The sequence below is a fragment of the Moritella sp. genome (assembly GCF_013215705.1).
Taxonomy (GTDB): Bacteria; Pseudomonadota; Gammaproteobacteria; order Enterobacterales; family Moritellaceae; genus Moritella.
Genome location: NZ_JABSQR010000005.1, coordinates 281,691 through 306,181, shown reverse-complemented (window position 1 = coordinate 306,181; position 24,491 = coordinate 281,691). Strand labels below are relative to the sequence as shown.

General features: G+C 41.7%; 20 protein-coding genes, 1 tRNA gene and 3 pseudogenes. 15 read left to right on the top strand and 9 right to left on the bottom strand.

Annotation, left to right across the window (positions count from 1 at the left end):
* From HRT96_RS03240 to HRT96_RS03230, 3 genes and pseudogenes are all read right to left on the bottom strand, one after another.
* The coding region (locus tag HRT96_RS03240) for an Ig-like domain-containing protein (RefSeq protein ID WP_293152106.1) at positions 1-983 on the bottom strand (983 nt) is incomplete at its 3' end.
* Between the two features lie 932 nt (positions 984-1,915).
* Positions 1,916-2,071, bottom strand: a pseudogene (locus tag HRT96_RS03235) (shikimate kinase); the annotation flags it as partial.
* Between the two features lie 69 nt (positions 2,072-2,140).
* Positions 2,141-3,154: a LacI family DNA-binding transcriptional regulator gene (locus HRT96_RS03230; protein ID WP_293152103.1), complete on the bottom strand. Its 1,014-nt coding sequence runs from the start codon at positions 3,152-3,154 to the stop codon at positions 2,141-2,143.
* Positions 3,155-3,634: 480 nt separating this feature from the next.
* Between HRT96_RS03230 and gndA the strand changes: the two genes are divergently transcribed.
* The gene (gndA, locus tag HRT96_RS03225) at positions 3,635-5,137 is read left to right on the top strand and encodes an NADP-dependent phosphogluconate dehydrogenase (RefSeq protein WP_293152100.1); all 1,503 of its coding nucleotides are present in this window, start codon (positions 3,635-3,637) and stop codon (positions 5,135-5,137) included.
* Positions 5,138-5,235: 98 nt separating this feature from the next.
* Here gndA and HRT96_RS03220 read toward each other — a convergent pair whose 3' ends face one another.
* Positions 5,236-5,658 carry a hypothetical protein gene (locus tag HRT96_RS03220; RefSeq protein ID WP_293152097.1) on the bottom strand — a complete coding sequence of 141 codons (423 nt, stop codon included), beginning with the start codon at positions 5,656-5,658 and terminating at the stop codon, positions 5,236-5,238.
* A 318-nt stretch (positions 5,659-5,976) separates the two neighbouring features.
* On the opposite strand from HRT96_RS03220, the gene HRT96_RS03215 reads away from it, so the two are divergent.
* The 6 genes from HRT96_RS03215 to HRT96_RS03190 all read left to right on the top strand — a co-directional run bounded on the left by HRT96_RS03215 (position 5,977) and on the right by HRT96_RS03190 (position 12,825).
* Positions 5,977-6,723 carry an AzlC family ABC transporter permease gene (locus HRT96_RS03215; RefSeq protein WP_293152094.1) on the top strand — a complete coding sequence of 249 codons (747 nt, stop codon included), beginning with the start codon at positions 5,977-5,979 and terminating at the stop codon, positions 6,721-6,723.
* A complete protein-coding gene (locus HRT96_RS03210) occupies positions 6,720-7,022 on the top strand; it encodes an AzlD domain-containing protein (protein ID WP_006032556.1) in 303 nt (100 codons plus the stop codon). The genes HRT96_RS03215 and HRT96_RS03210 overlap by 4 nt, the downstream gene beginning before the upstream one ends.
* A 292-nt stretch (positions 7,023-7,314) precedes the next feature.
* Positions 7,315-9,147, top strand: a complete 1,833-nt coding sequence (glmS, locus tag HRT96_RS03205; RefSeq protein WP_293152091.1) for a glutamine--fructose-6-phosphate transaminase (isomerizing) — start codon at positions 7,315-7,317, stop codon at positions 9,145-9,147.
* A 312-nt stretch (positions 9,148-9,459) separates the two neighbouring features.
* Complete coding sequence (locus HRT96_RS03200; protein ID WP_293152088.1) at positions 9,460-11,319, top strand: copper resistance system multicopper oxidase; 1,860 nt, start codon at positions 9,460-9,462, stop codon at positions 11,317-11,319.
* Positions 11,316-12,194 carry a copper resistance protein B gene (locus tag HRT96_RS03195; protein WP_293152085.1) on the top strand — a complete coding sequence of 293 codons (879 nt, stop codon included), beginning with the start codon at positions 11,316-11,318 and terminating at the stop codon, positions 12,192-12,194. The genes HRT96_RS03200 and HRT96_RS03195 overlap by 4 nt, the downstream gene beginning before the upstream one ends.
* A gap of 130 nt (positions 12,195-12,324) precedes the next feature.
* Positions 12,325-12,825 carry a cupredoxin family protein gene (locus HRT96_RS03190; protein WP_293152082.1) on the top strand — a complete coding sequence of 167 codons (501 nt, stop codon included), beginning with the start codon at positions 12,325-12,327 and terminating at the stop codon, positions 12,823-12,825.
* Positions 12,826-12,896: 71 nt separating this feature from the next.
* Here the strand turns inward: HRT96_RS03190 and HRT96_RS03185 are convergent, their stop codons facing one another.
* Positions 12,897-13,241: a DUF3316 domain-containing protein gene (locus tag HRT96_RS03185; RefSeq protein WP_293152079.1), complete on the bottom strand. Its 345-nt coding sequence runs from the start codon at positions 13,239-13,241 to the stop codon at positions 12,897-12,899.
* A 281-nt stretch (positions 13,242-13,522) separates the two neighbouring features.
* Between HRT96_RS03185 and HRT96_RS03180 the strand changes: the two genes are divergently transcribed.
* From HRT96_RS03180 to gfa, 6 genes are all read left to right on the top strand, one after another.
* Positions 13,523-14,197 carry a heavy metal response regulator transcription factor gene (locus tag HRT96_RS03180; RefSeq protein WP_293152077.1) on the top strand — a complete coding sequence of 225 codons (675 nt, stop codon included), beginning with the start codon at positions 13,523-13,525 and terminating at the stop codon, positions 14,195-14,197.
* Entirely contained in the window at positions 14,194-15,552 is a 1,359-nt protein-coding gene (locus HRT96_RS03175; RefSeq protein WP_293152074.1) for a heavy metal sensor histidine kinase, read from the top strand. The genes HRT96_RS03180 and HRT96_RS03175 overlap by 4 nt, the downstream gene beginning before the upstream one ends.
* Positions 15,553-15,785: 233 nt before the next feature.
* A complete protein-coding gene (locus tag HRT96_RS03170; protein ID WP_293152071.1) occupies positions 15,786-16,520 on the top strand; it encodes a glutathione peroxidase in 735 nt (244 codons plus the stop codon).
* 355 nt (positions 16,521-16,875) lie between these two features.
* Entirely contained in the window at positions 16,876-19,023 is a 2,148-nt protein-coding gene (locus HRT96_RS03165; RefSeq protein ID WP_293152068.1) for a CHASE3 domain-containing protein, read from the top strand.
* Between the two features lie 298 nt (positions 19,024-19,321).
* Positions 19,322-19,717 carry a hypothetical protein gene (locus HRT96_RS03160; protein WP_293152065.1) on the top strand — a complete coding sequence of 132 codons (396 nt, stop codon included), beginning with the start codon at positions 19,322-19,324 and terminating at the stop codon, positions 19,715-19,717.
* Positions 19,718-19,729: 12 nt separating this feature from the next.
* Entirely contained in the window at positions 19,730-20,335 is a 606-nt protein-coding gene (gene gfa / locus HRT96_RS03155) for an S-(hydroxymethyl)glutathione synthase (RefSeq protein ID WP_293152062.1), read from the top strand.
* Between the two features lie 133 nt (positions 20,336-20,468).
* Here gfa and HRT96_RS03150 read toward each other — a convergent pair.
* Positions 20,469-20,669, bottom strand: a pseudogene (locus tag HRT96_RS03150) (aminopeptidase P family protein); the annotation flags it as partial.
* An 8-nt stretch (positions 20,670-20,677) separates the two neighbouring features.
* Positions 20,678-21,630: pseudogene (locus tag HRT96_RS03145) on the bottom strand (LysR family transcriptional regulator).
* A 112-nt stretch (positions 21,631-21,742) separates the two neighbouring features.
* On the opposite strand from HRT96_RS03145, the gene HRT96_RS03140 reads away from it, so the two are divergent.
* Positions 21,743-22,036, top strand: coding sequence for a putative quinol monooxygenase (locus HRT96_RS03140; protein WP_293152059.1), 294 nt, complete (start codon positions 21,743-21,745; stop codon positions 22,034-22,036).
* A 29-nt stretch (positions 22,037-22,065) separates the two neighbouring features.
* Positions 22,066-22,722, top strand: a complete 657-nt coding sequence (locus HRT96_RS03135; protein WP_293152056.1) for a nitroreductase family protein — start codon at positions 22,066-22,068, stop codon at positions 22,720-22,722.
* Positions 22,723-22,777: 55 nt separating this feature from the next.
* Here HRT96_RS03135 and HRT96_RS03130 read toward each other — a convergent pair.
* A tRNA-Arg gene (locus tag HRT96_RS03130) sits at positions 22,778-22,854 on the bottom strand.
* Between the two features lie 440 nt (positions 22,855-23,294).
* Entirely contained in the window at positions 23,295-24,422 is a 1,128-nt protein-coding gene (locus HRT96_RS03125) for an OmpA family protein (RefSeq protein ID WP_293152053.1), read from the bottom strand.
* Positions 24,423-24,491 lie beyond the last annotated feature (69 nt).

Here is a 24,491-nt window from a genome sequence, read left to right as displayed (position 1 = left end):
CTGCCAGCGCTGACATTTGTCACTAACTGGTAACTTTCAACCGTACCGTCCACATCACTCGCTACCGGCACATCGCCGCTTAACACGCTGTTTTCATCCGTCGTTGCGGTCGCATCCGCCGCCACTGGCACATCGTTGGTGCCAGTTACGGTAATGGTGATCGTTTTCGCTTCGCTCACGCCACCGTCATTATCGGTCGCCGTGTACGTAAAGCTCACGTCTTGGCTATCATTCACAGCTAAATCATCAAAATCGTTGCCGGGGGTGAACGTGTAACTGCCGTCGGCATTGAAGCTCAAGCTGCCAGCGCTGACATTTGTCACTAACTGGTAACTTTCAACCGTACCGTCCACATCACTCGCTACCGGCACATCGCCACTTAACACGCTGTTTTCATCCGTCGTTGCGGTCGCATCCGCCGCCACTGGCACATTAACAGTTTCAGAAGCGCTTGCATCAATCATACTTGTATCAACAAATATTTTACTTTGCCCTGCTTGCATAAATGTTTCAGTTTCAAATTCAGCATGCGCCAGCGTTTCAGCTCCGGTACGGGCTACAGAAATTGCAGACGAACGACCGCCATCGCTAGCACTACCGGCAGCAGTACTAACAGGATCAATAAACTCTTCATCAGATAGGATTAAGTCTTGAATGGCACGAATTTCAGCTAAAACATCGTCACTAACTTGAGGTTTTTCTTGTTCAGGTTTATCACTAGATGCGGTAATTTCATCTAACACATCCATTGCTACATCAGGCGTGTCAGCATCATCATTTACTTTAAAATGTTCATCGATAATCACTTGTGAACCATCGGCATATTTCAATATGACCTGAGCACCAGACGTGACTTCAATTTTGCCACCCGCCGCAATTTCATAACCACTCTCCAAGGATTGACTCTCCTGCTCAAGTATATACTCCGCTTTACCATTAACAGATATAACTTGTGCTTGTTGGGGAATGACAAATGTGATCATGAGCAAGTCCTTTTGACTATCTTATTCTAAGGAACAGGTAAGCACCTGCATAATTATCGATTTACACTATGATCACACTGTTATTACACATACAGGAATCATCATTTTACCGATATAATAATTAACTAAACCATCTAACCTAGTACATCAATTAACATAAACAGCAGGTATGTTAACATTAAATACACATTTGCAATGAGGTATTAGTTTAAACAGCTCTTTTATTATACATATTTAAGATGTTATAAACTATTGTATAATTTGGTTTTTTAAATAACAAAACTGCCTACTCGAAAGCCGTCATTAAAACACTGAAAATACAACTTAAATTTAACACTAACCAATTGTAATAAATGATCATTTTTCAATGCCACTTTAGTACCAATTTAAGAGTTAAAGTTTAGCTGCTTAAATTTCAAACAAAAAAAAGCCCATCGTTATTACTAACAATGGACTTTCAAATACCTAATTTAACAAAACGTCGGTTATATCACCTATTCAACAATAGTTATTGCCACCATAATGCCAATTGAGGGAACATGATAAGTCATGCTAACGCACAACTTGTTAACAAATAAGCGATACCAGTGCACTAAATATTTCATCTCAGCTGATGTCTTTTGGTGCTACCTATTTAGGGTAGAAGGCAGCGGGACCAAACGGTGGTGACAAAAATTGGTGATAGCATAGTGCCTGACGTACTACTAGCGCAGGTTGTACCGTTCGCTAATTTACGATCATAACTAAGGCGTAGCATTTGTGGTAATGCCGGAATCGAGACAGTTTTCTGGTTGTAGTTCTTCTGCAGGCCAGTCATGTATGGTGATTTTTGGATCTGCCATGGCGTCTACTACCACTTCAGCAGGTAGTTTGTGCCACGATTTTGCACTAATTTAAACTTCAATTGCACGTAGCTAATGGAAACCAGGGCATACCGGATGCGCAGCAGCCATTTTCAAAACATTGGCTTTCGGGTGTAGATCATCACCATCAATGAATTTAACACCTAGTTGCTGCGCAAGTTTAAATCCTATCGTCGACGTCCCTCTACCTGAAACGCCCATGACTATAATGCTTCTACTTATCATATTCTTACTTCTTAGCATTGCACTTAAATCACCGTTAACACGACGAAGCACAAGTGTTATCAGCCTGAGTTAGGTACTTGCACGCTCAGAAATAATAAAACCAAGATCTAAATGCTTATTTTCTATTGGCTCACCATTAATTTTTTTCAATAATAATTTGGCTGCCTGCTCACCAATATCAAAACTCGGAATACAAACAGAGGTTAATTTAGGGTTTGTCGCCGAGCAAATATCAAGGTCGTTAAAGCCTACTAACGCAATATCTTTCGGTACTTTTAAATTACGACGTTGACACTCAAATAGCGCCCCTGCAGCCAAATCGTCATTACAGAAGAAGATGCAGTCAGTATCAGGCCATTCACCTAATATCTCTGTCAACATATCAGCACCCATCTGGTAAGTTGAGGCATAAGAACTTGTGAGCACTCGAGCATCGCTTAGCTCTGTTTCCCAAATCGCTTTGCGCCAACCATCTAAACGAAGTTGCGCACGTAGATCCATTCGCGCACCAGCAAAACCGATATTTTTATACCCTTTGCCAATTAAATGCTGTGTCATTTTATAACCCGCTTGCGCATGATCTAAACCCACCGACATATCGATCGCGTTATCATTACATTCCATGATCTCAACAACTGGTAAGTTTGATTTACGTAATAAACGATTACTGCGTTCAGTGTGATGGGTACCAGAAATAATGATGCCATCGATACCAAACTGTAAGTAAGTCTCGATTAAGCGCTCTTCTTCTAATAAGGAATAACCCGAGTGGCCTAACAATATTTGAAAGCCTTGGCTTAACATTACATCATTAATGCCACGAACAACGTCAGCGAATACGTCGTTAGATAATGAAGGAACAATCAATACGATAGTTTTACTTTGCTTTGCACTTAACATGCTCGCAGCACGATTAGGCACATAGCCCATCTTATCAATTGCTTTATGGATAGTTAAGCGTAATGATTCCGATACTTTCTCCGGCGTGCGGATCGCCCTAGATACGGTTATTTTAGTAACACCTACTTTATTTGCAACATCTTGCAAGGTCACTCGACCAGACTTACGACTGTTGGAACTCATACGCCTAATATCCTTAGTTATAAAATACTTACCACATTATACCTATCTTCAATTAGGGGTAAATAAACTTTTCAATTAACTTCAAAACAACACAAATATATGGTTTTCAACATATTTGTTAATTTATTTGGCCATCAATGATGCGGTTAAGTTAGATAACCATTCACAAAAACACTTATTACTTGAATCCAGCAAGATATTAATAATTTTAGCTACATTTATATAAATGAGCAGGAAAGAGACAATCCTAAATTTAGCCAAACATGATAGAGTGAGCTAGCTCTCATAAGATAAAACCAATTAGCCATATTCATTTTGATGATTTAAAATTAGCTCAGCAAAAAAATAGCTATTTAAATGAAAAGTACAAATAACGATAGCGTTAATATTGTATCTTTTTCTACTTTCTATATCATGCCTTAAACTACAAGGCATTAGCCAATTCTCACCTTCATGACTTGCTAAGACACAGAGGACCAGATGAATAAAAATATTGATATTGCAGTAATAGGTTTAGGCGTAATGGGTGCCAACATGGCATTAAACTTAGCTGAACGTGGATTTTCCGTTGCAGCTTTTGACATTAACGAAAGCCGTCGTACTGACATCGTTAAGCGTCATCAACCTCTAACTGCAGCAAAATTAATTGCGGTTGCTGATCTTGCAGAGCTAATTAACCAACTTGAAACACCACGTCGAATCGTGCTTTCTGTTCCAGCCGGTCCTGTTGTTGATATTATTTGTAATGACTTGATTGCAGCTGGCTTAGAAGCAAACGACATTGTTGTAGATACAGGTAACAGCCAATGGCGTGACTCTATCGCCCGTGCAGATTCTTACGCTGGCAAATTTAACTTCTTTACTTGTGCTATTTCAGGTGGTGAAGTGGGCGCTCGTTTTGGTCCATCATTAATGCCAAGTGGCGATAAAGCAGCTTGGGAAAGACTAAAACCAATGTGGCAAGCAATGGCTGCGAAAGTAGACCCTGTAACAGGTGTTGAAATTGCACGTACACACGTAGATCAGCCGTTACCTGAAGGTGAACCTTGTGCCGAATATATCGGTCCAATCGGTTCTGGCCACTTTGTTAAAATGGTACACAACGGTATCGAATACGCTGATATGCAAATGATTGCCGAAGTTGTGCAATTCATGCGTCAAATCTTAGGCATGTCGGCGGTTGAAGTTGGTGAAGTATTCAGTAAATGGAATAAAGGTAAACTGCAAAGCTACCTCATCGAGATCACAGGTAACATCCTAAAAGTTGTTGATGAAGCAACAGGTAAACCTATGGTTGACGTGATCATGGATCAAGCAGGCCAAAAAGGCACAGGTAACTGGACTGCACGTGAAGCCCTAGAGCTTGGCGTACCTGCAAACGCAATTGCAGAATCTGTATTTGCCCGTTGCCTAAGCACACAAAAAGCTATTCGTCAGATTGGCGCAACAACGCTTGCAGGTCCAACAGTAACGATTGAAGACCGCAACGTGTGGTTAGACAAACTGGCTGACGCGCTATATTGTTCAAAAATCTGTAGCTACGCACAAGGTTTTGAATTGATGTCTGCAGCACAAAAAGAACATAACTGGACGCTTGATTACGTTGCAATTGCAAAAATATGGCGTGCCGGTTGTGTGATCCGTGCTCACTTCTTAGATGATATCGCGAAAGCTTACCAAGCTGAACCTGAGTTATTAAACCTCATGTTAGCGGACCGTTTCACTAATACATTAGCTGAAAGCCAAATGGCATGGCGTGAAGTATTAGCGAAAGCAATCATGCAAGGTATGCCAATGCCTTCAATTAGCGCAGCGATGAGCTACTACGATTGCTACCGTGAAGCAGATTCATCAGCAAGCCTTATTCAAGCAATGCGTGACTACTTTGGTGGCCATACTTACCGTCGTAAAGATCAAGATGCAAGTCAAAGCTTCCACTATGATTGGCACTTTGGCAGTGGCGAGCACAAAGCTCAACACTAAAAGTTAAGAGGAGCGCAGTACTAATTAATCGCGTTTGACTCGTATTGTGTCATTAACATCAAAAAACCCAGCTTGCTGGGTTTTTTATTAGCCTTAGGTTAATCCTGCTTGATAAATTCGACTTGCACTACTTTTTCGACATACAAAGTTAGCGCTGCCAGTTCTTTTGAATCCCAGGCAAGCATTTCAGCTTGCATCGGTTGCAACATACAAAATTGCACCATCTGCTCGGCATCTATAGAGGTTAAACCCGACATATCTTCCGCCATTGCGACCAAGTGCGGATATGGCTGTTTAAAACTATCATTAAATGCCGCGCCACCAGCATGACAAGTACCGCACGCTAAACCACTATTACCAAGGCTAGGGTCATTCCACAGTTTTCCCCCATAAGCGAGTAAGTCACTACGATCACCACTGTAAACAGGGCTGTCGGCTTGTCGAACAAATTTGTTTAGCGCTTCATCATTACAACCCGCTAAACCAATCACGGCAATTAATGCCTGTATTTTCAATTTCATCGTTATTCTCTATTATGTATGAGCAATTAAAGTTGAAAGTTATGAGCAGTTAAAGTGAGAAGTGTAATTAAATATTAGTCGTGTTTGTAGATTAAACAAACCAAGCTCATGATTTTACAAGGTCGATAAATGATGACAATATACTCATCGCCAGCATATAAAACTAATATACTCACCATAGCACTTCGTTTAACGTATATATTTATCCGCTTACGCGATCCACAACCAAATGTATCCACCATATCTCTTACTCATGCGCTAACTCCGTTAATATGCTTAACCACTATAAAAACAACATATATGACAAGGAATAAAAACATGTCACAGCCACAATCGCCCGCCTCGATCAGAAAGTCATTATGGCAAGGTATGATCGCCGCAATGCCGTTAAGTATTGCGGTGATCCCTTGGGGTATTTTGGCGGGCTCTTATGCCATTGAAGCCGGTTTAGATATGCTGCAAAGCCAAGCAATGTCAGCGATTGTGTTTGCTGGTGCGGCGCAGCTGGTTGCAGTGGGGATGATCAAATCAGGCGTTGGGTTAACCAGTATTCTCTTAACTACCCTACTCATTACCTCACGCCATTTTTTATATGGCATGGCTATGCGCCAGCAAATGAGTCCCCTGCCTTTACGTTGGCGGTTAACACTGGGTTTCTTACTCACCGATGAGTTATTCGCTATATGCAGCGACACTAAAAAGCACAAGTTTGATCGCTGGTTTGCGTTTGGCGGTGGCTTTAGTTTTTATCTCATTTGGAATATTGCATCTGCGGTTGGTATTTTTGCTGGTCAACAGATCCCCAATTTAGATGAGCTCGGTTTAGACTTCGCTATCGCAGCTACTTTTATTGCCTTGGTTGTACCTGCCATTAAAACCCCATCCATACTCGTTAGCGTACTGGTGTCGTTAGTCATGGCCGTCGTGTGTGTACTGTTTGATATCCCGGGCGGATTACTTATCGCGGCATTATCAGGCATGAGTGCTGGCATGCTTACCGCTAAATTAACCAATGAGCCACATCCAAATAAAATCATATTAACAAGACCGGGAGAAGGCCTATGATCTGGCTAACCATTATATTAATGACGGTCATTATCTTTATTAGCCGCTACATATTCATAGAACCGAAACTACCATTGCGTCTTAACCCCGGTATGGTGAAGTTTTTAAGCTATTCAGCACCTGCAGTACTCACTGCAATTTTAGCGCCGATTGTCTTTATTCAAGACAATACCTTGCACCTTAATCTCGATAATAGCTACTTGATCGGCGCTGTGTTTGCGGTGCTATTGATCCTAATAACCCGCAACACTTTGCTCACAGCAGTATTGAGTATGCTGCTTTTTTTCTTGGTTCATTAGATTAGTGTCATTAATTAGTTTTGAATCACACATAAATGGTAAGTTTGAATAGACAAACGAAACAAACGAAACTAATATATGGCAACTTCGAAACTTATCTTGTATTTATAGCTAGGTCAACGCTTAGTGGTAATAGATAAATTGCCATTACGCACTATATTTAATGATAAAAGTTTCGCTCACAAAATCATTAAAACAGGTTATATCAGGACGAACGTCATCACGGACCGATAGGCACTACTATCACGTGGTTATTACTTGTTTAAAAAGTTTATACATTTAGGAGAAGACCATGTGTGGCATTGTTGGTGCAGTAGCACAAAGAGATATCGCTGAAATTTTAGTTGAAGGTTTACGTCGTTTAGAATACCGCGGTTATGATTCTGCCGGTGTGGCCATTGTTGATCAAGACAATAACCTGCAACGTGTACGTAGTTTAGGTAAAGTAAAAGAATTAGCGAATGCCGTAGATGCTGAACAACCAGTCGGTGGTACTGGTATTGCCCATACTCGCTGGGCGACACATGGTGAACCTTCACAAGCAAATGCTCATCCACACGTATCTGGTGATATTGCCGTTGTTCATAACGGTATAATTGAAAACCATGAATCATTACGTGAATTATTACAACAACGTGGTTATGTTTTCCAATCGCAAACAGATACCGAAGTTATTGCCCACCTTGTTGAGTGGGAACTACGCTCTACAGACAGCTTACTGGATGCCGTACAAAAAACCGTTGCACAGTTAGAAGGCGCATACGGTACGGTAGTACTAAACCGTCTAGAACCAGGTAAGTTAATTGTGGCTCGTTCAGGCAGCCCAATCGTGATTGGTTTAGGTGTAGGCGAAAACTTCCTTGCATCCGATCAACTGGCATTACTGAGTGTTACTCGTCGTTTTATGTATCTTGAAGAAGGCGATGTAGCTGAAATTACCCGTCGTGATGTATCCGTATTTGATATTAATGGTCAACCAGTAACACGTGAAGTAACGGAGTCAAATGCAGAGCATGATGCAGCAGATAAAGGCAAATACCGTCATTTTATGCAGAAAGAAATCTTCGAACAACCTACTGCACTAACCAATACAATGGAAGGTCGCCTTACAGCTAACAGCGTTATTACAGAAAGTATTGGCGTTAACGCTGCAGAGATCTTAGCGAAAGTCGAACACATTCAAATCATTGCTTGTGGTACGTCTTACAACGCAGGTATGACAGCCCGTTATTGGTTTGAATCGTTAGCAGGTGTAAGTTGTGATGTCGAAATCGCATCTGAATTCCGCTACCGTAAATTTGTAACGCGTCCGAATAGCCTGTTGATCACGTTATCCCAATCAGGTGAAACCGCAGATACGTTAGCAGCAATGCGTTTGGCGAAAGAAAAAGGTTACATGGCTGTAATGACCATTTGTAACGTGGCCGGTTCTTCATTAGTGCGTGAATCAGACTTTGCATTTATGACCCGTGCAGGAACTGAAATTGGTGTTGCTTCAACTAAAGCATTCACTACACAATTATCAGCATTATTAATGCTTGTAACCGCATTAGGTAAACAAAAACACGTTATCGATGCAACTAAAGAAGCTGAAATCGTAACGGCACTACATGCATTACCAACACAAATTGAAAATGCATTATCATTTGATAAAGACATTGAAGCACTAGCCCAAGATTTTGCTGAAAAACACCATACCTTATTCCTCGGTCGTGGTGAATTCTACCCTATCGCAATGGAAGCGGCGCTTAAGCTTAAAGAGATCTCGTACATTCACGCAGAAGCATATGCAGCGGGTGAATTGAAACACGGTCCGTTAGCGCTAATTGACGCTGACATGCCTGTTGTAGTAATCGCGCCAACCAATGAATTATTAGAAAAGCTTAAATCAAATATTGAAGAAGTACGTGCACGTGGCGGTCTACTTTATGTATTCGCAGATGCTGACGCTGGTTTTGTTGAATCTGAAGGCATGAAGATCATCACTATGCCGCACGTAAGCGAAATTACCGCGCCGATCTTCTACACATTACCAATGCAGTTACTGTCATACCATGTGGCTCTGATTAAAGGTACCGATGTGGATCAACCACGTAACCTAGCGAAGGCTGTTACTGTAGAGTAGTGAGTAATTAATAGTTAATTAGCTATCCGCTACTTAGAATTAAACCGCCAGTGAGTATTTCATTCACTGGCGGTTTTTTATTGCCCTATTTTTATAAAACCGAATCCCATTTCTGCCGTCAAACATCTCCTACATATACTACTATTCTTCAAGGTGTTAGTTAAAAGCTAGCCAGTACACAAACCAATCTTATCTATAATTTATCTCAAAAATGACCAATTTGTCATTTTCGTGTCACCTTCTGGAAAGCAGCCTATTTGTAGAATAGACCATTAATAACAAGGAATTTTTGAATAAAGGAGCACAGCAAGTATGAAGCATTCTTTACATTCAGCCAATTTACCACGACGTAAACTCCTTAAGGGCCTCGCCGCCGGAGGGGTTATTGTGGGGCTGTATCCCCTGTTACAACCCACGAGGGCCAGCGGCCTGAATCCCCATCCTAACAACGCGCCAGTACTGAGCGGTACTGAGTTTGATCTGGTCGTCGCTGAATCACAGGTTAATTTCACCGGGAAAATACGCATGGCAACCACCATCAATGGTTCCATTCCGGCTCCGACTCTGCACATGCGTGAAGGCGATACCGTGACAATACGAGTCACCAACCATTTGAAAGAGCATACCTCCATTCACTGGCATGGCATTATCCTACCTTACCAAATGGATGGTGTGCCAGGTATCAGTTTTGCTGGTATTGCCCCAGGTGAAACCTTCACTTATCAGTTCAAAGTAGAACAAAGCGGTACCTATTGGTATCACTCCCATTCTGGCATGCAAGAAATGACCGGCATGTATGGTGCTATCGTGATCGAGCCCGCAGCAGAAGATAGTATCCAAGCGGATCGGGAGCACGTGATCCTACTTTCAGACTGGACTGATGAAAACCCCGCACAGGTTTTCGCTAAGCTAAAAACTCAGGGTGATTATTACAATTTTAATCAACCCACAGTATTCGACTTTTTCCAAGACGCTTCCGAAAATGGACTGCAGACAGCGGTGCAGTCACGCAAGATGTGGAATCGAATGCGCATGAGTCCCTCCGATCTCGCAGATCTCTCCGCACAAACGCTTACCTACCTGATGAACGGCACTACCCCTGCAGGTAACTGGACGGGATTATTTAAACCCGGTGAGCGGGTCCGATTGCGGTTTATCAATGGTGCTAGTAACAGCTTTTATGACGTGCGGATCCCGGGACTAGCATTAACAGTAGTTCAGGCCGATGGCATCAATGTAGAACCCGTCACCGTGGATGAATTTCGCTTTGGGCCAGGTGAAACCTACGATGTACTCGTTGAGCCCAGCAATGATACCTATACCCTGTTTGCTCAATCGATGGATAGAACCGGTTATGCTCGCGGGACCTTAACGACGCAAGCAGGCCTCAGCACTGAGGTACCAGCATTGGATAAGCCCGAATCACTGACCATGACCGACATGATGGGCAGTATGGGTGCAATGGGTAACATGGGTAACATGGATAAAATGAACAGCATGGATCATAGTTCTATGTCCGGTATGCAGCATTCTGGCATGGACGATATGGGCAAAATGAGCGGCATGGATCATAGTTCGATGCCCGGTATGATGACTAACATGGACCACTCGGCCATGTCTAATATGACGTCTAAGTTAGCCACAGCCAGTAAGCAGGTACGGCATGCTAAAACAGAGTACGGTCCCAGCGTCGATATGCGGGTCGATATGCCTCGCACCAACCTTGACGATCCCGGTGTCGGTTTACGTAATAACGGACGACGGGTGTTAACCCTAGCCGATCTTAAAACCTTAGGCGGACCAATGGATCCTCGCACTGCCGAGCGTGAAATAGAACTGCACCTGACCGGCAATATGGAACGCTATACCTGGTCTCTGGACGGACTCGAATTCGGTAGTTCGACCCCGATTCATTTCAACTACGGGGAGCGAGTGCGAATTATTTTACACAACGATACTATGATGACGCACCCTATGCATCTGCACGGCATGTGGAGCGAAGTCGAAAACCCAGATGGCAGTTTCCAAGTACGTCGCCACACCATTCCGGTGCAACCAGCACAACGCATCAGTTTTCTGGTTACTGTTGACGCACGCGGACGCTGGGCTTGGCATTGTCATCTTATGTTCCATATGGATGCGGGCATGTTCCGTGAAGTGGTGGTTTCATGAATACAATTCCCCGTACGCTTAATTCCGTTACCACGTTGATGGCCATAACAACACTGAATCTACTCTCCTTTAATACCCAGGCTGAACCGTCACATAACATGGCAGATATGGGTGATCACAGCATGCAAATGCAAGGTGGCTCAGCCCCCTCCGATGCGCGGGATCCCCATGCCTATGCAGATGGCATCACTTTAGAATCAGGACCTTATGTACTCCATGGTCCACGTCAATTAAGGTTTGCAGACGAGCATAGCCGTGGCGGACTGTTAATCGATCGTCTGGAGCGCGTATTTACCAATGATGAGGATTCATGGGTCTATGACGGTCAAGTTTGGTATGGCCAGGATTATGATCGTGTAGTCGTCAAATTAGAAGGCGATATTGTCAATAGTAAACTAGAGGAATCGAGTACCGAATTATTATGGAACCATGCCATCACGACGTTTTGGAATACCCAATTGGGGGCTAGATATGATACTGGCGAAGGTCCAGATCAGAGCTGGTTAGCCTTTGGCATCCAAGGATTAGCCCCTTACTGGTTCGAAATTGATGCCACAGCTTATGTCAGTGACGAGGGACAAACAGACTTATCGCTAGAAGCTGAATACGAATTATTGCTCACCCAGCGTTTAGTATTACAACCACGTTTGGAAATGAACCTCTATGGTAAAAATGACTCCGAGCGTAACCGTGGTAAAGGTCTGTCTGATCTCGCCATCGGGATGCGCTTACGTTACGAAATAACCCGGCAATTTGCACCTTACGTCGGCGTTGACTGGGCAAAATCATTTGGTAATACCGCCGACTTCATCCGCGAAGACAATGCAGCAACAGAAGAAACCCGCTGGCTTGCAGGGCTCCATTTTTGGTTTTAACGCCAGCCAAATTTAATAATCACAAATACATAAAATATATACCTAAGCCACTGCAAGATGCCAGTTCAGAAACTTGCGGATATAGCTTGGATATCAATCTTACTAACGATACACAACAGAGAGTAACTACATGAAAGCAACTAAAACACTACCTATTTTACTATTAAGCCTACTGCCTAGCTTGGCGTTCGCTGGCGGTGGTCATAGTACTGATCACGATGCAGGCCACAACATGGCAGGTATGATGAAAATGACAAATTCAGCATCCGGGCAACCCGGTAAAGCGGCGGATATTACTCGGACTATCGATATCACCATGAATGACAACATGCGATTTACCCCGAGTCAGATCCACGTTAATGCCGGAGAAACCATCCGCTTTTTTGTTAAGAATGCAGGGAAAATATCCCACGAACTCGTCATTGGTTCGGCAGAAGCATTGGGAGAGCATGCCCAAATGATGCGAGACATGCCAGAGATGCAACATGCAGAAAGCAATATGTTGAGTTTAGGTTCTGGTCAGCGCGGCGGGTTGATATGGCAGTTCACGCAAGCAGGCTATGTTGACTTTGCCTGTTTATTACCGGGGCACAGAGAAGCTGGCATGAAAGGTAAAATAATGGTGATGTAATTAACGAATCTCAAGATACGCAATAATTGAATTAGAGACTAGCTCCAGATCAAATCTGGAGCTGTAAAGAATTATCGATTACTACCAGCCTCTTTATAACTGTAATTTAACTTCACTTTAGCTTGATACTTTAACGAACCGGTTGCATCCGCAAATTCATCTACATAAACACGTCCATCGTTAATTCGAATCGAACTTCTGACTGTACTCGTATTCACTATATTAAGCTTTTTATAAGCCTGATTCCCCGTTAGTAACTTCAGTTGTTGCAATATATTAACCCCAGTCTCGTAAGCCTCGGCTCGGCTCTCAGTGACACCTGTGTATATGTCGGTGTTACCCGATATTTGTGTGGCAGAGGCAGCGAAAGATTGCAGGCTAAGGGTTAATGCTGTCATTAGAATTAATTTTTTCATATTGTTCACCTTGATGTGATTAAAAGATACACATCAAATACTAGTGCCCCAATCTGTCATCAGCATGTCGTCAATATTACAAGCTTGTCAGCTTCAAATTATCTTACTTTTCAATACACTGGCATACGACTTAATGATAAAGATGACAGAATTGTAATCTTTAAGACAGTTTTCTGTCATAAACTCACTATAATCTCCATTAGTTTAAGATAATAAATTAAGCAAGTGTCATAAGTCTCAATACCAGTCCAACAATACGGTATAAAACGCGTGGAAAATCAATGAAAATTCTAATTATTGAAGATGAAGTTAAGTTAGGGAAATACCTTAAACAAGGGCTGGATGAAAGTGGTTTCAACGTAGATCTTGTCGATAACGGTATTGATGGTTTGCACCAAACAACCGAGATGGACTACGACCTGGTTTTATTGGATGTGATGTTACCGGGGATGAGCGGCTGGGATATCCTAAAACGCCTACGCCTAAAACCCAAATATTTACCGGTAATAATGCTCACAGCCAGAGATGATGTGGCAGATAGAGTCCAAGGTCTGGAGCTTGGCGCAGATGATTACATGAGCAAACCGTTTTCTTTCTGTGAGTTATTGGCCCGGATCCACAATCAGTTACGCGACAAAGGTTCAACACATAACGCCATTCTCACTATCGGCGATTTAGAGTTTAATCGGTTAAAAAGAAAAGTAAAAAGAGACGGTGGCAACATAGATCTTACCGCTAAAGAATTCGCCTTACTTGAATTTTTACTGACTCGTCAGGGGCAAGTATTATCCAAATCACAAATAGCCAGCCATGTATGGGATATCAATTTTGACAGTGATACTAATATCATTGAAGTTGCGATTAAACGCTTACGGAACAAAATCGATCAGGGTTTCTCATCACCTCTGATCCATACGGTGCGGGGCATGGGGTACGTGTTGGAGCTAAGGTCGTGAGAGGGTCTATTGCCACCAAATTAACCTTGCACTTTACCCTGAGCTATTTCCTTATCGTCAGTGCTGCAATTGCTTTTTTTTGGTGGTTCAGCAGCCAACATTTCAATGACATGGATAAGCAATACATTCTTAGCAAGAGTGACATGGTTATTGCAGCTATTGACGGCATTAATCAAGATCAGGATATAAATTTCAGTACCATCCTTACCGATCATCCTGATACCCATGTTTTAGCTATTAACAACGCCAACCAATTAATGCCATCATCTTATCAAGGCCTTACTATTCCATCGGCACTGCGTGACGGCCGCCCTGGACAGCTCGTTAACTGGCAAAGTGAGCTCACCTACTTTAAAGGTATTGCGACTATCACCCGAAATCGTCAGGGTGAAAACTTTCGTTTAATCGTGATCAGAGATGTCACTTATCATGCTGTATTTCTAAATAATTCCACACAAAATATGATCTTGAGCATGGGATTAATGTTCTGTATTCTTAGCATCATAGGGGCTTTTGTTGCTTGGTATGGTTTATCGCCACTACGTAAATTTAGTATGGAAACCAGCAGGATAGATATAAACACGCTGGCAACTCGACTTGATCCGCAAGAATATCCCAAAGAGATGCAGTCATCGATTCAGGTCTTCAACCTGATGCTCAAACGTCTGGAAGGTTCGTTCGATCAATTATCATTCTATGCTGCAAACTTGGCGCATCAATTAAGAACCCCATTAGCATCCATGACAGTGAGAAATCAGTGTATGTTGCAAGGTGAAAGAAGCTCGCTGGATTACAAAGATACCCTTGAATCTAATATCGAAGAGTTAGAGTTTCTGTCCAAAACAGTCACCGATATTTTACTCATGGCGAAAGCCGAAAGTGAGCAACTCGCCGTCAATAATGAACGAGTCGATGTATACGAGTTAGCATCTAAACTTGCGGACTATTTTCAGTTACTGGCCGATGAAAAAAACGTGAATATCATTATCGAAGGACAGGCCGAACTCAGTACTGATAGTGCCTTATTACGTCGGATTATCGCTAACCTGTTATCCAATGCAGTACGCCATGCCGATGATAATAGTAAGATAATTATTACGATTGAAGAAGACAATGACAATATCCAGCTCTCCGTTTCTAATGCCGGAAAGACCATTCCAACAGATGACTGTACGCATTTGTTTGAGCGTAATTTTACCCACAATAATAACTCCACCGTCAATATCGGGATCGGATTAACCCTATCCAGAGCGTTACTCAATACGCTAGGCGGCCGTATTTGGGTCAAGTCAGCACGACAAAGTACGCAATTTTATATTCGTTTGCCTAAAACAAACGATATGAAGGTCGCTTAAATTAGAAAATTCAATCCATAGCTAAAACAAATCGAAATTCAAGAACTGACAGGCCTAATAGCCACAGACTATCGAAGGTAAAGATTTAATCGATTATACCTATCGCAAGTATTTAGACATAATAGCTACATCAAGACGAGGCAGACACAACGTCTTAACCAAATACTTTTTATAAACAACCAAGTTATATCAAACAGGTTAGCTTAATTAATAGCTACATTAAGGAATATATTATGACGACATTAGTATCGAAAGAAGGCCAAACCGTTCCACAAGTTACATTCCCAATTCGCCAAGGTGATGCATGGGTTAACCGTACTACTGAAGAGTTATTTGCTAACAAAACGGTGATTGTATTCAGCCTGCCAGGCGCATTCACACCGACTTGTTCTTCAAGCCATTTACCCCGTTACAACGAACTCGCTAGCGTATTCGCTGCACACGGCGTTGATGACATTCTATGTGTATCAGTTAACGATACATTCGTAATGAACGCATGGAAAGATGCTCAAGAAGCAGAAAACATCACCTTCATTCCAGACGGTAACGGTGAGTTCTCAGCAGGTATGGGCATGTTAGTAGACAAGTCAGATATCGGTTTTGGCAAGCGTTCATGGCGTTACAGCATGCTGGTTAAAAACGGCGTGGTAGCAAAAATGTTCATCGAAGCTGACGAACCCGGCGACCCGTTCAAGGTTTCTGATGCAGACACTATGTTAGGTTACGTGGCACCAGAATATAAAGTGCAAGAATCAATCACCGTGTTCACTAAACCGGGCTGCCCGTTCTGCGCTAAAGCAAAACAAACCTTAATCGACCAGGGTTTAAACTACGAAGAAGTCGTACTCGGTAAAGACGCAACCACGGTTAGCCTACGTGCAGTGACAGGTCAAAGTACAGTGCCACAAATCTTTATCGGTGGTAAGCACATAGGTGGAAGTGAAGAGTTAGAGACGCACTTCGCTTAATCATCCGGTTTAGTATTACCGAAAATCACATCCACGAATAACCATACTCACATGCCTTATTCGTCAAAAGGAAGCCTCTGCGCTTCCTTTTCTATTTCGCCCTCCAAAAAAACTATCACAACTAGACAGCAAATACCCCCCAAAATAACTAAGTAAAATATTAAACAACTAAAGCCACTTTAGCATTTAATCTCATTTTTCAACCACTGCTCACAGATATACAGTGAAAATAGTACTTATACACAATTATAATTAAAACTTTACCTTATGTTACTAGACTTCATATCTATACAAACTTTCAATCGACAATTCATGTGGATGGGAGTAATTACTGGATGTTACAGCGGAGACTGTTATGTTTAAAAATATGAAGTTTACTACCAAATTATATTCAAGTTATGGGCTTATTCTATCCTTAATGCTGGCCGTCACTCTGGTTGTACTATTCAGTGTAAAATCACTCGTCAGTAACTTTGGCTGGGTAGACCACACGCATAAAGTGTTGGCTAAAGCGTCAAGTATTGAAGCCGCTGCCGTAGATATGGAAACCGGTATGCGCGGTTACCTGCTTGCGGGTAAAGCTGACTTCTTAGCACCCTATCAAAACGGTGAACAAACATTTAATACTTTAACCAGCAGTCTTTCTGAAACAGTCTCTGATAATCCAGCGCAAGTGGCATTAATAAAAGACATCAAGAGTACTATCGACGAATGGCAGAAGAATGTCACTGAGCCCGTCATCGCCTTAAGAACCGAAATCGGTAACGCAAAACACATGGACGATATGACCGATTTAATTAAGCAGGCACAAGGGAAAAAATATTTCGATAAATTTAGAGCGCAATTAACGACTTTCATTGAACGCGAACGAAAATTAATGACAGAACGTAAAGAATACGCACAAAACAGCACCAATGTTGAAGAACTAAGAGAATTAAGTCAACGGGTTGAGCACACTTACCGCGTCATCGCGACGGCGCAGTCAATCGTGGCAGCTGCGGTTGATATGGAAACCGGTATGCGTGGTTTTCTACTTGCTGGGCAAGACGCATTTTTAACACCTTATATCAAGGGTAAAGAACAGTTTTATCGCTTAATTAGCCAATTATCAAACACAGTATCCGACAATCCAGCGCAAGTAATGTTGTTAGGCTCAGCGAAGTCAACAATTGATAATTGGATAGGTACAGTCGTTGAAAAACAAATCGCCCTACGCCGTAGCATTGGTGATGCAAAAACGATGAATGATATGGCCGACCTTGTTGGTGAAGCTAAAGGTAAAGTGTATTTTGATAAATTCCGCGAACAAATACAAACCTTTAAGCAACGAGAAACAAGCTTAATGAATGCGAGAATGGTCGAGTTAGAAGAAACTGAATCTGCCGTTATTAACACCACTATTTTAGGCACAATACTCGCCATTATTTCTGGCATTGTCATTGCGGTCTGGCTCACCCGTCATATTATGAATTTACTTGGTGGTGAACCAGCATACATTGCTGAAATAGCCAAGACAGTCGCTAAAGGTGACTTAAGCATCGAATTAAAAAGTGATGGTAATGACCGTGGTATTTTCGCGGAAATGAAAAATATGATCGCTAACCTGAAAGAAAAAGCAGAACTCGCACAAACAATCGCAGCTGGCGAACTCAATAACAAAGTCATATTAGCCTCAGATAAAGATTCGGTAGGCTTAGCATTACAAGAAATGACCGCGAACTTAAATGAAGTATTAGGCCAAACCAAATTAACCAGTATTGAGATATCACAGGGCAGTTACAACGTCTCAGAAACGAGTGCTGCGTTATCTGAAGGAGCATCTGCTCAGGCAGTAAGTCTAGAGAACATCTCCGCATCATTAAACCAATTGAGTACTCAAATCGGCGAAAATGCACAAAGCGCAAATCAAGCACAAGAATTAGCGACGCTTGCCCAAAACTCGGCAGAACAGGGTATCCAAAAAATGGAAACAATGATTGCTGCAATGGCTGAAATATCGCAGGCCAGTGAAAGTATCGCTGACTTCATCAATACGATTGATGACATTGCCGATCAAACCAATTTGCTCGCCTTGAATGCCGCTATCGAAGCCGCTCGAGCTGGTGAACAAGGCCGAGGTTTCGCCGTGGTCGCAGATGAAGTCCGCCAATTAGCAGCCAGAAGTACAACGGCTGCTGAAGAAACCTCAAAACTGATCGCAAGTTCTGTCGAGAAAACCAAAAATGGTAGCTTGATTGCCACCGAAACAGCTGAAAGTTTAAAAAGCATTTTTGAAAGTGTCAGTCAAACTACCGTACTGGTTGAGAAAATCGCACTAGCAAGTAACGAACAAGCCATCGGAGCTGAAGAAATTAACCAAGGCGTTACCGAAGTTGACGGCGTTACCAAACAAAACAATAGCACAGCACAAGAAAGTGCAGCAGCTGCTGAACAATTATCCCAACAAGCTGAATTACTAAAATCCATGTTATCTCGCTTTAAACTCAATGAAACCTACGCATAATCCTTACAAAAAACGTTGAAATGATGGCTCTTGGTATAACCAAGTAGCCATCACAACCCCCTTTGAATTCAATAATAATAACCTTTAATCCAAACTAAAATAACCCATAATAAAACAACAATTAAAAATTAAACAATAATTTAAATGCAGATTATTACCTATAAGTAATAATCTTTTACCGTTTTAGCATATTGTTTTGTTCTCTTCCAAATGTAGAATGCTCGTCATCGCAAACATAAACCACATTAAAAAATTAAATGATTAACACAATGTGATTTGACTAAATAAAGGATATTAGATGTCGACATTAACAACTCAGCCCGGTATTTTTCTTTTAAAATCTGGCTCATTCAAATTAAATGATCTAAGTAAATTACTTGAAGTCGAAGGCCTAAAAAGCCAAATGGCCGAAGTTGCCGTAACCCACAATAGCAATGCATTAACCATTGGTCATTTTGCTATGCAACCGGGTGTTGAGTTCGAGTACGTTTACGACTCAGTTGAATACAAAGTGATTACGAAAGGTAAGATTGTCGTACGTGACAAGCAAGGTAATAAATACGTTGCAGAAGTTGGCGATGTGATCCTTTTTTCTCCCAATGTAACCGTTATTTTTGATGCCGAAAGTGATGGCGAAGCTATCTACACCGCACACAGAAACGCTGACGCATCATTTGCACCTGCATCAAATTAATTGGAATTGAACATGATAAACAAAATTGTAACGACTTATAAAAACGCATTTTGTCCAACAAACAAAATCAAGATCCATCCAGCAATGGATAAAGGGTTTTCCCCAACGGCTAACAGCTTTAATGGTGGTACATTACAGTGTCACTGTAGCCGTGATGCTGTGACAGTAAAGATCGACAGCCAAACTGCACATAACCATGCTTGTGGTTGTTCTAAATGCTGGAAGCCCAAAGGTGCGCTGTTCTCACAAGTAGCCGTTGTGTCAAAAGATAAGTTAAGCGTGACAAACAACCGTTCAAAACTAAAAGTTGTTGATGACACAGCAACCATTCAACGTTTCGCGTGTAATGTCTGTGGTGTACATATGTATGGTCGTATTGAAGATAAAACACATCCATTCTTTGGTCTAGATTTCGTTCACACCGAACTGTCTGCCGATAAAGGTTGGTCTGCACCTGAATTTGCCGCGTTTGTTTCATCGATTATTGAAACAGGTACCGATCCAAAAGACATGACCGCAATCAGATCACGTTTGAATGCGTTAGGTCTTGAATCTTATGATTGCTTATCGCCAACACTGATGGATGTAATTGCAACACACGTTGCTAGCAGCAAATAATTAATACCGTAGAAAACAAACAAGCTCGCGAAATTAGTCTCGCGGGCTTTCATCATTTTAACTTATAACGCTTAATTTATACCGCTTAACTTACAACTCTTACTTTTACAAACTAGACTTCATAACCAAATGGGTCATAATCAGGTCCAAAACCATCGGCCTCCAGTGAGACACGAGCGGCGGCATCAACATCCTGACAAGGCACGTTAATCTGTGCTGCATCAATCAATACCACATCATCTTGTTTCAACAATTGCGGATCTTTCACACCGTGCGGGAACGAACTCGCTTTGCCAAATAATACGATGCAGAAATAAGAACCTTTTGGCGCACCAAACTGAGCTAACTTAATTCAGCTTCACACTTACTGCGTAACAGATCGCGCAACATCAACATCGCTGGGGTTACTTGGGTACGGTTAGGACAAATTAACCATAAATTAACCATAAATTAATCGGAGGGGAATTAAAATCACTCAGTAGTTCAACAACATGACCCGAGCGTAAATCAGCCGCCATATCTAACCGCGACTTCATGGTAATGCCCTTGCCTGCGACGACCCAACGATGCACCACATCCGCATCGTTACTTAATCGATTACCGCTCACTTTCACCTTGTATTTTCCGCTACTTTTTCCAGCGCTTTTAACCGTATTTTTTCCAGTACTTATTCCCGTGCTATCAATAAATGGCCATGTATCATAAACACGCTCACCAAAACGATAGAACAAGCAGTTATGTTGTGATAAATCGTTAGGGTGATGAGGTTCACCATATTGCGCTAAATAGGCGGGTGATGCACAGACCACGCGATCTATTTTCGCAATCAGAAAGGCGACTAACGAGGAATCCTCGGGCTCGCCATAACGCAGTGCCATATCAATTTTGTCATGATAGAAATCCGCCAAATTATCGCCAACATTGAACTGAATAGATAACTCAGGATAAGCATCCATCACCTCATCGAGCCAAGGTAACACTATATTACGCCCTAAATCAGACGAAGCGGATAAACGTATTTCACCGGCAATTTTACCCTGAATTTCGTTTAAAGAAGCTTTGCCTTTCTCTAATGCCGCTAACGCTTCGGTGCAATGCACTAAATAGCGCTCCCCTTCGGCCGTGATACGCAACTTACGTGTCGAGCGAATAAAGAGTTGTACGCCGAGTTGTTTTTCTAGACGTTTTAACGCCGCGCTCGCAGCAGCTGGGCTCATTTCCAACTGCAATGCGGATGCGGTGATATTGCATGTTTGCGCTGTACGCACAAAAAGAGTAAGGTCTTTAATATTCATTATCAAATAGTTTTTGAAACTGTTAGTTGCATTACCATCTTTTTAGAGTAGCAACAATCAAGGATAATGTCCTCACTCACTCAGTGTTCGACCAATAAAAGGTAACGAGAATATGACAAGCACACTCACGATTGTTGCAAACATCGAAGCGAAAGCAGATAAAATTGAGTTCGTAAAAACAGCGCTATTAAAATTGATTGAGCCGACACGACTTGAAGAAGGTTGTATTCAGTACGACTTGCATCAAGACAATAATAACCCGGCATTATTTACTTTCGTTGAAAATTGGGTGAGTCATGAGTTATTACAACAACACCTCAATAGCCCGCATTTAAAAATGTATGTGCAAGCAACCGAAGGGGCTGTCGCGAGTTTCGTAGTAAACGAAATAACTAAAATTGCATAACAAATAAAATTTATCATTAAGGTTCGGCTATGACACATCAAATTATCCAAGATCTCAGCAATCGTTACACCACCAAAAAATTCGATGCTTCAAAAAGAATACCGCAAGACAAACTTGCTGTGATCATGGAAGCAATGCGTTTATCTGCATCATCAATTAACTCTCAACCGTGGAAGTTTATTGTTATCGAAAGTGATGCAGCAAAACAGCGGATGCACAACACCTTTGCCAATAAATTTCAGTTTAACCAGCCGCATATTATGAGTGCGTCACACATTATTATTTTTGCCCATAACCCAGCGTATACCCGTGCAGACTATGAAGCCGTGATTGATAAAGGTATTGCAGATAAACGCACCAAACCAGAAGATAAAGAAAGTGCCTTCGGTGCATTTGCGTTTGTTGAACTAAATACAGATGAAACTGGCGACACAGCAGCATGGACTAAAGCACAAACCTACCTTGCGTTAGGTAATACCATGCATACACTGGCACGTTTAAATATTGACTCTACGCCGATGGAAGGCATTGATAGTGAATTAGTAAGCAAAGAGTTTGCAGTAGAGCTAGATGGTTATGTCAGTGATGTCGCACTGGCAATTGGTTACCGTGATGCAGAAAATGATTACAATATCACGCCACCAAAATCACGCTTAGCAATGGAAGATGTGCTCGTTAAAATATAATCGTTAACGTAAATGACTAAGTGTTATATGTATAAATGCTATGCGGATAAAATGATGGTGTCCCAGAGAAGATTCGAACTTCCGACCTAGCGCTTAGGAGGCGCTTGCTCTATCCAGCTGAGCTACAAGGACATTTCGTAATATGCATTATATATAAAATAAACCAAAATAGAAGTCTGATAGCCTCTTCTAAAACATTAAAACGCTAAATATTATCAATTTACTCAAAGATCACACAACTTCTAATACCGTAATAAGTACAAATTGCACCCATAAAGAATTTAGCGATATTACGCAGACGACTTTGTCGTTATGGGAAAATAGAAAACGAGAACCCTCACTTCTTCGCCGTATCGTCATTGCTCGTATTTTTCGCTGTTGAATAATGGCTTTATTAGCGGCATTCTCTTGACGCTGTTGTTGTGCTTTTTCGTCAGTATTTTGCCCTCTTTTAAACCTTGTTGAATTTAATTTTTTGCACCATCCAACATCTTAATCTGGCTTAACATTAAAATACCGCTAACACTAATTAAAGCGTTAGCGGTATTTTATATCAAGGTAATATTACGGCTTTATTTATAATGAATCTCAGCCATCACTCGGCGGTTAGCTAAGCGTCCTTCTTTTGTACTATTACTAGCAATAGGGTTTTCTTGTCCATAGCCTACTGCAGATACCCGTGAAGCATCAATACTATATTCACGAATGAGAATATCACGTACCGCATCAGCGCGATGTTGCGACAAAACTTTATTATAAGATGCTTTGCCACGACTATCAGAATAACCTTCAATAACTACATTCGCATTCAAAAATTTCGCCATCAAATCGGCGACTTCTTTAATTTCGCTCTTTGCTGCACTCGGAATCTCGGCTGAATTATTCGCAAAATGCACTTCTAATTTAATAGACTTTGGTTGTTCCATTAAGATTTCACAACCATTTTTATCAAGATTCGTCATTGATGTACTATCAGGACATTGATCTAAATAATCTGGTATACCATCGCTATCACGATCTAGTGCACAACCTTTATCGTCAACATAAACACCACTCGGTGTATTTGGGCATTGATCATCCTGATCAAGGATTGCATCGCCATCGACATCCAGTAATACGACCGCTAGTGCTGGTGCTGGCGCTGGAGCAGGAGCAGGAGCAGGAGCAGGTTTACTTTTACCGCCAAATGCATAACTCACACCGGCAGTAATAAGTGAATCCCAGCGTTCATCATCTAAACTATTAATCATTTTAGCTTGTAATCGTGCAGACCATTTATCATTAAAATGATAGCGGCTACCCACACCGACATTAAGCTGTGTTTCCTTCGTATCATTAGCCCCTGAGTCAAACGTACCATGACCAACACCGGCATTGATAAATGGTTGCCAATTACCCACTGCCGGTGTGTAATAAAGTCCGTCAAGCGTATATTGTGAGTTATCGACATCAGCAGAGGAACCATCGATATCTGAATTACCGTAAAGATAACTTATTTCCGCACCAAATTTCGGGCTAATAACGTATTCTCCGCCAATAACCAGTGCAGCACTGTCTTCAATATCTAATTCAGAACCAAACATGTGATAACCGACAGCGGGATTTAAATACATTGTACCCGCTTCTTCAGCCAATGCTGGTTGCAAAAATGCAGCCATACCACACATAGTTAAACATAACTTTCTATTTAAATTTATCATTAACGATCTCCTAATGTTAACAAAATGCTAACCATTTGATATTTAAATTGTACCATTTTACAAAAAACA